The sequence below is a fragment of the Luteolibacter sp. SL250 genome (genome assembly GCF_026625605.1).
Lineage (GTDB): Bacteria > Verrucomicrobiota > Verrucomicrobiia > Verrucomicrobiales > Akkermansiaceae > Luteolibacter.
Map to the genome: position 1 here is coordinate 2,715,712 of NZ_CP113054.1, position 13,315 is coordinate 2,729,026.

Annotated in this window: 14 protein-coding genes; 8 read left to right on the forward strand and 6 right to left on the reverse strand. The window is 61.4% G+C overall.

The window, feature by feature from the left end; translation table 11 throughout:
* Positions 1-3: 3 nt before the first annotated feature.
* Entirely contained in the window at positions 4-519 is a 516-nt protein-coding gene (locus tag OVA24_RS11970) for a hypothetical protein (RefSeq protein ID WP_267670036.1), read from the reverse strand.
* Positions 520-625: 106 nt separating this feature from the next.
* Between OVA24_RS11970 and obgE the strand changes: the two genes are divergently transcribed.
* The 4 genes from obgE (at position 626) to OVA24_RS11990 (ending at position 3,994) form a co-directional block, all read left to right on the forward strand.
* The gene (gene obgE / locus OVA24_RS11975; RefSeq protein WP_267670037.1) at positions 626-1,678 is read left to right on the forward strand and encodes a GTPase ObgE; all 1,053 of its coding nucleotides are present in this window, start codon (positions 626-628) and stop codon (positions 1,676-1,678) included.
* A 10-nt stretch (positions 1,679-1,688) separates the two neighbouring features.
* Positions 1,689-2,087, forward strand: coding sequence for a gamma-glutamylcyclotransferase family protein (locus tag OVA24_RS11980; RefSeq protein ID WP_267670038.1), 399 nt, complete (start codon positions 1,689-1,691; stop codon positions 2,085-2,087).
* Positions 2,088-2,504: 417 nt separating this feature from the next.
* On the forward strand, positions 2,505-3,161 hold the full coding sequence (locus tag OVA24_RS11985) for a class I SAM-dependent methyltransferase (protein ID WP_267670039.1): 657 nt from the start codon (positions 2,505-2,507) through the stop codon (positions 3,159-3,161).
* A gap of 311 nt (positions 3,162-3,472) precedes the next feature.
* Positions 3,473-3,994: a P-loop nucleotide/nucleoside kinase family protein gene (locus tag OVA24_RS11990; protein ID WP_267670040.1), complete on the forward strand. Its 522-nt coding sequence runs from the start codon at positions 3,473-3,475 to the stop codon at positions 3,992-3,994.
* A 15-nt stretch (positions 3,995-4,009) separates the two neighbouring features.
* Here the strand turns inward: OVA24_RS11990 and OVA24_RS11995 are convergent, their stop codons facing one another.
* A complete protein-coding gene (locus tag OVA24_RS11995) occupies positions 4,010-4,906 on the reverse strand; it encodes a nucleotidyltransferase family protein (protein ID WP_267670041.1) in 897 nt (298 codons plus the stop codon).
* Positions 4,907-5,021: 115 nt separating this feature from the next.
* Between OVA24_RS11995 and OVA24_RS12000 the strand changes: the two genes are divergently transcribed.
* On the forward strand, positions 5,022-5,357 hold the full coding sequence (locus tag OVA24_RS12000; RefSeq protein WP_267670042.1) for a hypothetical protein: 336 nt from the start codon (positions 5,022-5,024) through the stop codon (positions 5,355-5,357).
* Between the two features lie 13 nt (positions 5,358-5,370).
* Here OVA24_RS12000 and thiH read toward each other — a convergent pair whose 3' ends face one another.
* From thiH to OVA24_RS12020, 4 genes are all read right to left on the reverse strand, one after another.
* Entirely contained in the window at positions 5,371-6,504 is a 1,134-nt protein-coding gene (gene thiH / locus OVA24_RS12005; RefSeq protein WP_267670044.1) for a 2-iminoacetate synthase ThiH, read from the reverse strand.
* Positions 6,505-6,766: 262 nt separating this feature from the next.
* Positions 6,767-7,960, reverse strand: a complete 1,194-nt coding sequence (gene nspC / locus OVA24_RS12010; protein ID WP_267670045.1) for a carboxynorspermidine decarboxylase — start codon at positions 7,958-7,960, stop codon at positions 6,767-6,769.
* Positions 7,961-8,063: 103 nt separating this feature from the next.
* Positions 8,064-9,464: an RNA polymerase factor sigma-54 gene (gene rpoN / locus OVA24_RS12015; protein ID WP_267670047.1), complete on the reverse strand. Its 1,401-nt coding sequence runs from the start codon at positions 9,462-9,464 to the stop codon at positions 8,064-8,066.
* Between the two features lie 255 nt (positions 9,465-9,719).
* On the reverse strand, positions 9,720-10,067 hold the full coding sequence (locus OVA24_RS12020) for a hypothetical protein (RefSeq protein WP_267670048.1): 348 nt from the start codon (positions 10,065-10,067) through the stop codon (positions 9,720-9,722).
* Between the two features lie 212 nt (positions 10,068-10,279).
* Between OVA24_RS12020 and OVA24_RS12025 the strand changes: the two genes are divergently transcribed.
* The 3 genes from OVA24_RS12025 to OVA24_RS12035 all read left to right on the forward strand — a co-directional run bounded on the left by OVA24_RS12025 (position 10,280) and on the right by OVA24_RS12035 (position 13,314).
* Positions 10,280-11,179, forward strand: a complete 900-nt coding sequence (locus tag OVA24_RS12025; RefSeq protein ID WP_267670049.1) for a YihY/virulence factor BrkB family protein — start codon at positions 10,280-10,282, stop codon at positions 11,177-11,179.
* Positions 11,176-12,315: a glycerate kinase gene (locus tag OVA24_RS12030; protein WP_267670051.1), complete on the forward strand. Its 1,140-nt coding sequence runs from the start codon at positions 11,176-11,178 to the stop codon at positions 12,313-12,315. Before OVA24_RS12025 ends, OVA24_RS12030 begins: the two co-directional genes overlap by 4 nt.
* Before the next feature lie 198 nt (positions 12,316-12,513).
* The gene (locus OVA24_RS12035) at positions 12,514-13,314 is read left to right on the forward strand and encodes an energy transducer TonB (protein WP_267670052.1); all 801 of its coding nucleotides are present in this window, start codon (positions 12,514-12,516) and stop codon (positions 13,312-13,314) included.
* The last annotated feature ends 1 nt before the right edge of the window (position 13,315 follow it).

Consider the following 13,315-nt stretch of genomic DNA (forward strand, 5'->3'; position numbering starts at 1 on the left):
GAGTCAGTCCTCCTTGTTTTCCTTGTTCTTTTCCTTCGCCGCCTCGGCACCGATCCGGGGCAGGGTCTTGTCCAGATGATTGATTTCCTCGATGGTCACGCCTTTCCAGATGACCAGCACTCCGTCCTCGACCGGCTTGTCGATGCGGACGCCATCGCGGACGGTGCCATTAACGCGGGCGATCATCCAGCGGTCGATGTTGACTGCGGTGCTGGCGGCCAGCCGTCTTTTGGCGTTCGGCTTGAGGACGAGCGCCATGCCATAGGTATTGCCGCCCAGGTCATCCGGAAACGGACCGAAGGCGACCACGTCTTTCATGGTGATCTCGGACATCCGGCGGAAGTATTTGACCTGGTTGCCGCCGATGGGCACTTCGGTGATCATTTTCGGGTTGTCCGTGGCATCCGTCTCCATGTGGAACGAGATGACCGGAGTGTCCTCTTTCTTGCCGCCGGCATCCGCGGCAGGGGCCAGGCAGAGCAGGAAAAGGGTTGCGAGGGTTTTGATCCGGTGGAGCATGGCGGGATTCAACCGGCAGGACGGGACAGCGGAAAGCAAAAACGGAGTTGAAAGGAAGCCTCATTCCCGTTGACCGCGGCGGTAGGGGATGGCATGGCAGGCGTGCATGTTCATTGATCACATCCGGATTTTGGCCAAGGCGGGCGACGGCGGAGACGGCGTCGTGGCATTCCGCCGGGAGAAATTCGTTCCCCGCGGCGGCCCGGACGGTGGAGACGGAGGAGCGGGGGGGGACGTTGTGCTGGTCGTGGACAACTCGACCGACAACCTCCGGCAGTACCATTACGATCCCAAGCTCATCGCCGAGAACGGGAAGAACGGCGCGGGTACCCGGAAGACGGGAAAGAGCGGCAAGAAGATCATCGGCAAGGTGCCTCCAGGCACGGTCATCTATCGGAGCAATGCCGTGACGATCAACGAAGCCGTGGATTTCGAGCGGAGCGATGAAGGGATCGACCTTGAGCCCATCGCGGACCTGACGGAGGAAGGACAGGAATTCGTGCTCTGCAAGGGTGGGGAACCCGGCAAGGGCAACTGGCATTTCAAAACTCCGACGAACCGGGCTCCGGTGGAGCACACCCTTGGCACACCGGGTGATCAGGGCGTGTTTTATCTCGAGTTGCGCCGCATCGCCGATGCCGGCCTCGTTGGCTTCCCGAACGCGGGGAAATCCACCCTTCTGGGCAAGCTGTCCGCGGCGAAGCCAAAGGTGGCTTCCTACCCGTTCACCACGCTGCAGCCGATGGTCGGGGTGGTGGAGTTCCCCGGTTTCCGCCGCTGCACGGTCGCGGACATCCCCGGGCTCATCGAGGGCGCGCATGACAACCGCGGACTGGGCCATGAGTTCCTCCGCCACGTGACCCGCTGCAAGATGCTTCTCTTCGTGCTCGATATGGCCGGCAGCGAGGGACGGGATCCCGTGTCCGACTTTGAGATCCTCCGCAAGGAAATCAAGGAATACGACGAGGAGCTTGCCCGTTTCCCGTGGAAGGTGATCGCGAACAAAATGGACCTGGAAGGCTCCGCGGAAAATCTTGAGGCGTTCCGCAACCGGTTTCCCAAGGCAGAGGTGCTTCCGATCTCCGCCGACCTGGAAGAAGGCCTGGATGACCTGAAGCAGATGCTCGACAACGAAGTCGGTTATCGCCCCGGCCGCTGACCCTGCGCCGATGTCCGGGACCCGTGAACTGGTGTTTGTCTATGGCACGCTGAGACGTGGTGGGACGAACCATTTCCGGATGTCCGGGGCGGATCTGGTGGCGGAAGGCACGGTGAAGGGGAGGATCTACCGCATCTCCTGGTATCCGGGCCTGGTTCTGGGGGATGAGGGGGAGGTGAAAGGGGAGGTCTATTCGGTGGATGCCGCCCAACTGCTGGAGCTGGATGCTTTCGAGGGCTTGTCCGCAGGGGAAATCGAGGGAAGCGAATACCGGCGGGTGAAGTCGGTCGTGTCCAGGACGGAAGGGGGGACCCTGTCAGCCTGGGTGTGGGAATGGATCGGACCATTTGACGCGAAGGATCTTCTCGCTCAGGGTGACTGGATTGCGGTCCAACCCGGCGATGAATGAAAGATGATGAAATGAAGCGCCCGGTGGAATGGGCGAACAGGATCAACCAGCGCTGGATCGTCCATCAGGGACTGGGCAAACGGGCGGAGGATTGGATGAATCATCTGGCTGCATCGGATCCGCAGCGTCTGCGGAAATCGTGTGACGCGGCCCGGCTAATGATCCGGAAATGGAACGAAAGCGGAGACCCCAAGCCGTGGTTCTATGCTGGTCTCTTCAGCACCGCGACCGGGGCTGAAGCGGAAAAGTACCTTGCCGGACACCGCCTGACGACGGCCACAGTCCCGGCGATGGCACAGGATCCGGGCGTCAGGGAGTGGGAGGCTTCCCTGTGTGCGGAGACATGCGGACTTCTGCAGCGTCTGCGTTCGGGGCTTCAGGAGACCCGGGGCGCAGGGAGGGAGGCGGGGTTCCGGGATGAGCTTTGATCGCATCGCCCCGTGGTATGGCCCGATGGAGGGTTTTCTGGCGGGTGGATGCATGCATCGGGCCCGCCTTTGGTTAATGGAGGGAAACCATGTGCCGGCAAAAGTGCTGATGGTCGGAGAGGGGCCAGGGCGCTTCCTCAAGGCATTCCGAATCCGCTTTCCAGACGCGGAGATGACCGTGGTTGATGCCAGCGCCAGAATGCTGGAGATCGCACGCCGCAGGCTGGGGGATCACCGTGGTGTTACCTTCGTCCATGCCCGGGTCGAGGACTGGGATACCGACCAGCGGTTTGATCTGATCGTGACGAACTTCCTGCTGGATTGCCTGCCGCAGCGCGGGGTGGAGGAGACCGTTGCCAAGCTTGGAGGTTTGACCATGCCAAATGCGGAATGGTGGATCGCCGATTTCAATCTGCCTGAAGGCGTAGCCGCAGGATGGCGGAGCCGCGTCATCCTCCGGTTGCTGTATTTGTTTTTCGGTAATGTGGCCGGTGTCCAGGCGCGGGATCTCCATCCACCGGATGCAGCATTGGAACAGGCGGGACTCATCCGTATCGCGCGAATGACGTGGAGTTGGGGATTGTTGAAGGGAGAACGATGGCGCAAAGAGGTGGGCGGAAAGTGGATCGCTTCCCGAAAATCGTGAGTTTTGCCCTCTGGAATGGCAGTTATGGCCGGTTTTGAGTCCTTGTGGCCGATTTTGGGATAATTTAGATCTTTAAAGACACCCGGACTATCGCATTCTCTTTGTCAACGGAAGGCAGCAATGCCTTTCAGACATTTCCAGATTCCGGTCATAGCACTGTATGAGTCGTTCGATATCCGGGGGGAATTCGGACGATGGAACAGTGAAGCAGCCGGGGTCATTTGGGGGGAATGTTCATTTGAAGGCGCGGATCGGAAACGGTCCGCGCCTTTTGACTTTCCGATGGAGGGTATCTCGGATTCGCTCCGGCCGTGACCCCATCCACCTCCGGCAGACTCCATATTGTGTTTGGGCCGCCTGCTGCCGGAAAGACGGTCTATTCCCGCGCGTTGGCAGCCGCTCTGGGGGCCTGTCTCCTCGACAGTGATGAGGTGACCGAGCGGATGGTGCGGGCAGGACTGGGACTTGCGGGCCATGATCCGGATGACCGTCATTCGCCGGAATACAAGCGCACCTTCCGGGATCCCGTCTATGAGACGCTGTTTGATCTGGCGGTTTCGAATCTGCCGAACGTGCCTGTCGTCATCGCCGGTCCCTTCACCCGGGAGGGAGGGGAGCCGGATTGGCCGGACCGCCTTGAGGCCCGTCTGGGCGTCATGCCGGAGTTTCACTTCGTCTGGTGTCCACCGGACGAGCGGAAACGCCGGATCATCGTCCGCGGTGCGGAAAGGGATCTACCGAAACTGGCCGCGTGGGACGCCTACCTGGCCACCTGCAGGGAGGAACGGCCGGTGTTTCCCCACCAATTCATCGGAACCAGTACTCCGGGGTAGATTCCCGCGCCTGGCTCAGAGTGGCGATGGATATTCGCCTTGGACGATGAGATGGTTGATGGATGCCACCACGTGGGGTTTGTCATCGGGATAGGTCACACCGAACCAATGGCTGCTGGTGTCCAGAACGCGGCAATCCGCTTCGCCGGAACGGATGAGGGCATCGACCACCGTCGGGATGTAGCATTCCGTCTTCCCGCCGTTGCCCTGACTTTCCAGAAAGGATGTGAAGTGGGACTCCAGGTGCTGGAAAAAGTCCGGGGTGAATGCCCAGAAGTTCATCGAAACGGGCGTGCCGTCGGTGATGGGTTTGCGATTCCCGTCCAAGGCGGTTCCGCTGACGAGACCGTCGCCGTCGCGGGAAATGTTCACGTATTCCTCCACGTTGGCGAGGAGTCCGGCGGAGTCCCGGGAGCAGATGCCACGGTTGACTTCGCCATGTTCGGAAAGCGTGTTTTCCAGAGGGTAGCCCACCATGGCATAGTGGGACGGGGCAGCTTCGCGGAGGAAAGCGGCGGCGGTACGGTAGGCATCCTGCCCATAGAAATCATCCGCGTTGATGACCGCAAAGGGCTCCTTCACCACATCGCGTGCGGCGCGGACGGCATGGGCCGTTCCCCATGGCTTGGTGCGCCCTTCCGGGACACCGAATGGAGCGGGCAGGTCATCCAGCTTCTGGAACGCGTAGCCGACCTCGATGCGGTCGGGGAAACGCGAGCCGATTCCCTGCTTGAATGCCTCCGCGAAATCTTCGCGGATGATGAACACCACTTTTCCGAATCCCGCCCGGATCGCGTCGAAAACGGAGTAGTCGAGGACGGTTTCCCCGTTCGGCCCCATCGGGTCCATTTGCTTCAGGCCGCCGTAGCGGCTTCCCATGCCGGCGGCGAGGACGAGGAGGGTGGGTTGCATCGCGGCGGGTTATGACTGCCGCTGCCGTCCGTGGCAAGAACGGGTGTGAAATGTGGGCCGGAAACTCAGGCATTCTTGACAATTCCGGTAGGTTCAGCTTCAACGGGGTGCGACCATGGCAGTGACGAAACCGGTGATGGGCAAGCTTGCCCGGATCGAAGCCCGCACGGAGGCGATCAACAGTCTCCGCCGGATGCTCTTCGTCGTGTTTTGTGCGGCTTCCGGATTCACCTGCGTGGCGATGGCTTTTCCGCACCGGCAGAGGCTGGACGAAATGGAAGCAAGCTTGAAGGAAGCCCAACAACGGGAACAGCTCGCTCTGGCTGACCGGGACAACATGATCACGGAGCACAAGGCCCTGCGGGAGGATCCGGAGTTCCTGGAAGTGCATGCCCGCGACCGTTGGGGGCTCTACCGTGAAGGGGAGAAGGTCCTGAAGTTCCGCAAATAGCGGCTCGCCTTTCTCAGACCGCCAGCAGCGACTCGTCCCAGTCCTTCCAGACCGGATCGAGATTTTGTGTCCGGAGCATCGCGGCGACCTCGGCGGCGGAACGGTGGTCGGTGATCTGGAACTGCTCGGTGGCTTTCTCGCAGCCGGACTTCTCCGTAAGTTCCACCCTCCGGCCTTTGACCGTGAGGTGCAGGTCGTCATGCCCGGCGCCAGTGTAGCCCCCCGGTTCCGTGCGGGCGCCCGCGGACATGTGGGTGACGCCCAGCGTGGCAATGGCATCACGCAGTGCGGCGGGCTCGCGCGTGGAGACGACGACGCCCACCTGCGGGAACAGCACGCGGAAGGCACAGATCAGGCGGACCAAAGCGCGGTCCGGCAGGTAGAGCGCGGCGTCCGGTTGATACTCGTAGTTCCCGGCGTAGGGGCGCATGCGGGGGAATGCGACGGTGAACTGGGCCTTCCAGCAGTGCTTGTAGAGATACTCGAGGTGCGCGGCGAGGGCGAGGGCCTCATATTTCCATGAGGCCAGGCCGAACAACGCGCCGATGCCGATGCGGCGGAATCCCCCGGCATAGGCCCGTTCGGGGCAATCCAGCCGCCAGTCGAACTTCCGCTTTGGTCCGGCGGTGTGGAGGGTTTCGTAGGTTTCCCGGTGGTAGGTTTCCTGATACACCACCAGACCCTCGGCACCGTGGCCGACGATCTCCGCGTACTGGTCATCCTCCATGGGGCCGACCTCCAGGCCGAGGGTGGGGACGAAGGGCTTCAGTGCGTCCAGGCAATCCTGGAGATAGCCGTCGGAGACAAACTTCGGGTGCTCTCCGGCAACCAGAAGGATATTCCGGAAACCGAGGCCGTGCAGGTGCTTGGCCTCCCGCACCACCTGGTCCACGGTGAGCGTGGTCCTGAGGATGGCCGCATCGCGGGAGAAGCCGCAGTATTTACAGTTGTTCACGCACTCGTTGGAGACGTAGAGCGGAGCGAACAGGCGCATGGTCCGGCCGAAATGGCGGCGGGTCACCTGCTGGCTCTGCTTGGCAAGCATTTCCAACGGCGGGCCGTTCTCCTCGGAGATCATCGCCATGAACCGCCGCATCAGGGGCGTCGGGCTGGACATGAGCTGGGGAAAGACTTCCGAAAAGGACATCGCGCGCGGAATGTGCTGCGGGTGGGCCGGGGGATCAAGTGGGAACGGACGGCACCTTCAGAGCCACCTCATTTCGGGCATTGCTGGAGGAAAGCCGTTGGATTGCCACTGATTGCACTGATTTACTGATTCAGAATCCGGCAATATGTCGGAAGACGGTCCATTCCTCTCTTCTTCAAATCAGTCCAATCAGTGCAATCAGTGGTAATTCTTTTCCGATTTCGGATGGAGCTTCCGAAATGAGGTGACCCTGGACGGCACCTCAGGACAGGCGGTCGCGGAAATCCGGGTAGCCGAACTCACGGATGGTCTCCAGCGTGCCATCGCCATGCTGGAGAACGATGGGCGGGTGCTTCACTCCGTTGAAAGTGGTGGTTTTCACCATCGTGTAGTGCGCCATGTCATCGAACACCAGCACGTCACCCGTTTCCAGTGGGCGGGGGAAGGCGAAGTCGCCGATGAGATCGCCGGCAAGACAGGTCGGGCCGCCGAGGCGGTAGAGGTGCTCACCTTCCTCCGCGGCGGGAACGTAGGATTCCCCGGCGAAGGTGACGGCGGGGACGGGCAGATGCGGACTGAAGTCCGCGCTCCGTTCCACCAGGAAAACATCCGGGCGGTAGGGCATCTCCAGCACGTCCGGCATGTGGGCGGTGGCGGAGATGCTGAGGATGGCGAGCTTGTGCCCGGCGGACTCGAAGACATCCATCACCGTCGCGCGCAGTACACCCGTGTGGATGGCGATGGCTTCGCCCGGCTCCAGCCAGACCTCCACATCGTACTTCTCCCGCGCTTCCCGGACCAGGCCGACGAGCTTTTCCCGATCATAGAACGGCTTGGTGATCCAGTGGCCGCCACCCATGTTCAGGTAGGTGAACTGATCCGAGCGCAGCAGATGGCCGAATTTCTCTTCCACGGCGGCGAGCGTCGTCTCCAGGTCATCGGAGTTCTGTTCGCAGAGCGTGTGGAAGTGGAGGCCGGAAAGGCCGGTGAGATCCGCGCCCTTGAGCTGGTCGGCGGTGATGCCCAGACGGGAGCCGGGGATGCAGGGATCATAGATCGCCGTTTCCCCCGTCGAGTGTTCCGGGTTGACCCGCAGGCCGCATTTCATCTCTCCGCTGATGAAGCGCGGGTGGGCCATGATCCGCTCCCGGAAGCGGAACCACTGGGAGAGGGAGTTGAAATCAAGATGGTCCGTGAATTCGCAGAGCGCGGCGACGTCCTCGTCATCGTAAGCCGGGGAGTAGGTCACAACGTGTTTCTTGAAATGGTCATGCGCCAGCAGGCCCTCCCACAGGCCGGAGGCGCAGCAGCCGTCCAGATCCGCGCTGATGTGGGGGAATGCCTTCCAGCAGGAAAAGCCCTTGAGCGCGAGCACGAGGCGGGCGCCGGATTGCTCCCGGACTTCGCGGAGGATGGAGGTGTTCCGCTGGAGGGCGGGGATGGAGATGACGAACATGGCTGGAAAAAGTTGGCGGGAAACTCCCGGAGGCCGGCTAACGTAGGCAGCCGGCCGGATTCCGCAAGGTCGGGGTATCGCGCGTCGAGCACGTCTATCCGGGTCAGAACGACTTCCGGAGGTGGGACGGCAGGATGTTGAGCTGCTCCCGGTACTTCGCCACCGTGCGCCGTGCGACCTTGATGCCCTGGGCTGCCAGTTTTTTCGCCAGCGCGTCGTCGGACAACGGCTTCGAAGGGTTCTCCTGGGATACGAGCTGCTGGATGGCTTCCCTCACACCCGCATTGGAGACTTCCTCCCCGGAACTTGTCTGGTAGCCGGTGGCGAAGAACGCCCGCATCTCCATCAAGCCGTGCGGGGTGAGGACGTACTTGCCGGCCACCGCCCGGGAGACGGTGGTGGCGTGGAGATTCAGTTCATCCGCCACGTCATTCATGGTCAGCGGGCGCAGGAAACGGGGGCCTTTGGTGAGGAACTGGGGCTGGTGTTTGATCAATTGGTGGGCGATCGCCAGAATGGTTTCCTGCCGCAGGGAGATGGAGCGGATGAGACTGCGTCCTTCCCGGATCTGGTCGCGGAGGAATTGGCGGGCTTTCGAGTCCGTGCCATTGCGGCCGATCATGTCCTTGTAAAAGTCGTTGATCCGCAGGTTCGGCAGATGCTCTCCGGTCAGGCGGGCGCTCCAGTTGCCCTCGTCATCCTTCTCGATCACCACATCCGGCAGGATGTAAGGATTTCCCGTGGGATCGAAGTCCCCGCCGGGATTCGGGCTCAACCGGCCGATGCGCGATGCCGCTTCCGTGATCCGCTCGATGCTGGTCCCCAGTGTTTTGGCGATCTGCGGGTAGCGTTTCCGTGCCAGATCCTCCAGATGGTCGCGGACGATCTTGTATTCGATGGTTTCGGTTCCTTCCGCACGCTCCAGTTGCAGGAGCAGGGATTCCGGAATGCCGCTGGCCCCGACACCCGCAGGGTCGAATGACTGCACCAGCTTCAGCGCGGCGTTCATGTTCGCCGGACGGATTTCCATCCGGACGGCCAGATCTTTCAATGGCATGTCGAGGAAGCCTCGCTCGTCCAGATTTCCCAATATAGCCTGGGCCGCTTCCCTGATATCCGGATCGACCATCGAAAGATCGAGTTGATTCTGCAGATGTTGTTGCAGTGTTTCAGGAGCAACGATGGAGTCGTAGAGCCGTTGGCGGCGTTCCTCGTCTTCACTCGTCCATGGGGAAGAGCGGCCTTCCATGATGGAGCGGTCACGCCAGTCATCATCCGTTTCGTTGAGATACTCCATCGAGTCCGCCTCTTCCGGGTCAGGACCTTCTTCATCAAGGGAGACCGATTCGGTGATGTCTTCCAACACGGGATTCGTCTCCAGTGCCATCCTCACCACCTGGGTCAGCTCCAGCGTGCTCGCCTGGAGGATCTCAAGACTCTTGCGCATCTGCGGCGCAAGCGTTTGCTGCTGGGAAAGTGACTGATGGAGAGAAGCTTCGGCCATGGATGACATGGGCGTCTGATGATGCCCGGCATCATTTAAGAGCCTCTTTCGAAAATTGCAGCAACTTTTATGCCACAGGAGATGATTTTATTTCAGGCGGGTCGCCACAGCCCGGGGGAGACGATCACCGTCAATGCTATCCGGAAAATTCCTTCCTGCATCCGAAATCGTCGGAAAACGGCGGAAAAAAGACAAAAAAAGGCCGGCGGCGGTTCCAAGGAACCTACCGCCGACCCGTTTATTTCGGGGGGGAAATCAGTAGGCGGAGGCTGTCGCCATGCCCGCGGGGAGGGATTTGTCGGTGGTCTGACGCTGCAGGAGCGTGCCGTGGCTGATGAGGGAGGCTTGCTCTTTCGATTCGGGGGCGCTGGCTTGCTCGCCGTTCACTTTGGCCACGCCTGCTTTCAGGAGATCCGTAGCGAGGTCGCGGAGATCCGAGGTATCGGACAGGGTGGTGGAGGCGGTTTTGTCCGACTTCCAATCGCGGCTGCCTGCGAAGATGAGGAGGGCGATGGTGACGAGGGAGCAGAGAGTGATGAAGACCTTGCTCACGATGCCTGGCTTGCGGGCGGAGTGATGATAGGGGGATGGGATGCGATCCATGATCGTGGGGGGGGATTGGGGTGGGGGAACCCTTGGGGGGAGGGTGGGGGAAGTTCCGGGGGGGAACGTGATCACCATAACCCATTTCCGGCCATCTGGAATCACGTGATGGCGTAGGTCGGGAGATGCTCCGGCTGGCATCCAGGTGGATCTCCAGCATCACAATGAGGTTTGTGGCGGGGGGAGAATGCTTGAGATTCACGGCAGGCCGTGTGAGGTTTGCCGTCATGCGGGTGATGGTGCGGCGCACGACCGGACATTTAGGCGAGTTGCTGCTGGAGATCGGGAAACGGTGGTGGCGCCACAGCCATTCGAGGGCTGCGGCGGCCATCGCGTTCTACAGCTTGTTTTCCATGGTGCCGATTCTGGTGATCGTCACTGGTCTGGCGTCCACCTTCATTGGCGAGGAGCAAGCGCAGGAAGGCATCAGCCATGCGGCGGAACTGTTGTTCGACGAGCGCTCCGGCGACTATCTGGCCGAGCTGCTGAGTGCCCGTCCGGATCAGACATTCACGGGTATCTCATCCATCATTGGTTTTCTCATTCTCCTTTTCACCGCCTCGAAGATGGTGGTGGAGATGAGGGGCTCTTTGGGGGTCATCTTCGGTTACCGCGCCAGGGAGGGCCGGCACGGAGTGATCATCGATCTCGTGATGGGGCAGATGGTCCCGCTTCTGCTGGTTTTCGCCCTCGGGGCGATCCTCGTGGTGTCCGCGCTTGCCGCCGCGGTGCTGAAGGTGGTGGCGATCCATCTGACGGAATATCTCCCCGCGAACTGGGCGCTGTGGGAGTGGGGCCAGCGCGTGGTGCCGCTTTTCATGGAGGCGCTCTTATTCGCGGCCATCCTGAAGTGGCTTCCTCCCAATCCGCCGCGCTTTTCATCAGCTCTGGCCGGATCCGTCGTCACCTGCGTCCTGCTGGTGATGCTGCGAAGCCTGATCGGCTTTTATTTCAACCAGAGCAGTGTCACGACCGCGTATGGAGCGGCGGTGACCCTGGTTGTCGTGCTGCTGTGGATCTATTTTACGATCCAGATTTTCTTCATCGGGGCGGAAACGGCGGGCTTCATCGAGAGGAAGCGTGAGGTGGCGAAGGAACTGGAAAAATCATGAAAAACGGAGAAAAACCCACAGCCTTGGTGGCATGCGACAAGTTCAAGGGATCCCTGTCGGCGGTCGGGGTCGCGGAAGCGGTTGAAGCGGGCCTGGGGAATGGCTGGCATGTCGAGAAGTGCCCCATCGCGGATGGTGGGGAGGGTTTCGTGGACGCGATGCTCACAGGTGCGGGAGGGCGGAAGATTTCCGTCGGGACAGTGGACGCCATGGGACGGCCTTGTCTGGCGGACTACGGCGTGGCGGACTTGCAGGGCGTGCGGACGGCATTCATCGAGATGAGTGCTGCCAGTGGTATCTGGCGTGTTGCGGAGAAAGACCGGCGACCGCGGGAGGCGACCACCTTCGGCACCGGAATGCTCATCCGTCATGCGGTTGAAGAGTCCCGGGCGGAGCGGATCTACATCGGCATCGGTGGCAGTGTGACCAACGATGGAGGCGCTGGCATGGCCGTCGCCCTGGGAGTGCGGTTCCTCGATGGGGATGGGGGGGAGTTGGATGGATCTCCCGGAAGCTTGATTTCGCTGGCGGCTGTCGATGAGGCTGCCCGCTTGCCGCTCCCAGAGTTGATCGTGGCCTGTGATGTGGTTAATCCGCTTTGTGGTGGTCGGGGGGCTTCGGCTGTCTTCGGGCCGCAGAAAGGCGCATCTCCGGAGGATGTCACGTTTCTCGACGGTGCCCTCGGGCAACTTGCTGACGTCTCACATGGCGGAGAGATCGCCCGTGTCCCGGGGGCCGGAGCGGCGGGTGGCCTGGGATTCGGTCTCATGCGTTTCGCCGGTGCGCGGCTGGTGGCTGGATTTGACATCGTGGCGGATGCCCTTCAGCTCGCCGGTCGGATCGCCGCTGCGGATCTGGTCATCACGGGGGAGGGATCTCTGGATGCGCAGACCTTGGGGGGGAAAGGTCCGGCGGGTGTCGCCGCGATGGCCCGGCAGGCCGGGAAGCCCGTGGTCGCCGTTGCGGGAAGGGTGGAAGACGCCGCAGTGCCATTGTTTGACCATGTCATGAGCTTGGAACGCTTCGGCCTGGAGCGTGAGCGCTCCATGGCGGAGGCGGCGCAGTGGCTGGAGGTGATCGTGAGGGAGGACATGCCGGTTCTTTCGTCGCTGTTGGCCCAGGGAACGATTGAGTGATTCAGGCGCGTTGGATCCCTGTGGGTTTGCCCTTGGCGGGGAGATCTCCGGATTTTCTCCAGAGCGGAGCGTTGGGAATCCCTGAGTCGTGACTGGGACAAAAACACGTTGACAGGGGGGGAGGGTGCTCATTTAATTGGTCGGGTAACTGAGACTTGTTCTCAATAATATTTAAGACCTTTGATCGCCGCCACAACGATGAATCCGCTCCTTTATGCAGCCAGCATCGGCACCTTCGCAGCATGGCTGGGTGTGACCGGGGCCAGCACGGTGGGTATCATGGTTCCGGGAAAGCCCCAGGTCCTGCCGGAGCTGAAAACGGTTGAAATGCCTGACATCGTCATGACGGATGGCGAATTCATGGAGGTGGACATGATGTCCGGGGGATCCGCGAACACCAGTGAGGTGGCGGAGGAAAACAACATCGAGGAGAATTTCGCCCAGGAAGCTTTCACCCCGGAAGTCCAGGAAGTGGTCCCGGATGTTCCCGAGGTTCCGGAGATCGCCGAAGTGGAACCACTCCCAGAAGTGCCGGAACTGCCCGAGCCGGAGAAGCCCCAACCAAAGCCTTCCGAGAACACTTTCGCCATCGAGAAGAAAAAGGAGCCTGTGGCCCGAAAGCCGATGGTGAGGAAGACCGAGACCAGCCGTCCCGGCTCCAACCGCCCGGTGGCCCGTCGCACGGAATCCGGCACCGGATCCGGAAGTGGCAACGCCAACAACAGCGGTTCCGGAGCGGGTGAGCATGGCAGCGGCCGCATTTCCGGTGGCAGGACTCCACGCCCCACCTATCCGGCGGCGGCCCGCAAGCAGGGTATCGAGGGAACCGTCAAGGTATCCATCACCTTCGGGGACAGCGGTGAAGTGCTGAGCTGCTCGATCGTCAGTGCCTCCCATCCATCGCTGCACGACCAGTCCATCCTGTCCACCATCCGCCGCTGGAAAGTCCCCGGCCGCCGTGGTACCTGCACGCTTCCCGTCCGTTTCACGCTCAGATAGT

Coding starts and splice junctions, on each gene's coding strand:
- OVA24_RS11970 (WP_267670036.1), bottom strand. CDS start 519: ATGCTCCACCGGATCAAAACCCTCGCAACCCTTTTCCTGCTCTGCCTG.
- obgE (WP_267670037.1), top strand. CDS start 626: ATGTTCATTGATCACATCCGGATTTTGGCCAAGGCGGGCGACGGCGGA.
- OVA24_RS11980 (WP_267670038.1), top strand. CDS start 1,689: ATGTCCGGGACCCGTGAACTGGTGTTTGTCTATGGCACGCTGAGACGT.
- OVA24_RS11985 (WP_267670039.1), top strand. CDS start 2,505: ATGAGCTTTGATCGCATCGCCCCGTGGTATGGCCCGATGGAGGGTTTT.
- OVA24_RS11995 (WP_267670041.1), bottom strand. CDS start 4,906: ATGCAACCCACCCTCCTCGTCCTCGCCGCCGGCATGGGAAGCCGCTAC.
- OVA24_RS12000 (WP_267670042.1), top strand. CDS start 5,022: ATGGCAGTGACGAAACCGGTGATGGGCAAGCTTGCCCGGATCGAAGCC.
- thiH (WP_267670044.1), bottom strand. CDS start 6,504: ATGTCCTTTTCGGAAGTCTTTCCCCAGCTCATGTCCAGCCCGACGCCC.
- nspC (WP_267670045.1), bottom strand. CDS start 7,960: ATGTTCGTCATCTCCATCCCCGCCCTCCAGCGGAACACCTCCATCCTC.
- rpoN (WP_267670047.1), bottom strand. CDS start 9,464: ATGGCCGAAGCTTCTCTCCATCAGTCACTTTCCCAGCAGCAAACGCTT.
- OVA24_RS12020 (WP_267670048.1), bottom strand. CDS start 10,067: ATGGATCGCATCCCATCCCCCTATCATCACTCCGCCCGCAAGCCAGGC.
- OVA24_RS12030 (WP_267670051.1), top strand. CDS start 11,176: ATGAAAAACGGAGAAAAACCCACAGCCTTGGTGGCATGCGACAAGTTC.
- OVA24_RS12035 (WP_267670052.1), top strand. CDS start 12,514: ATGAATCCGCTCCTTTATGCAGCCAGCATCGGCACCTTCGCAGCATGG.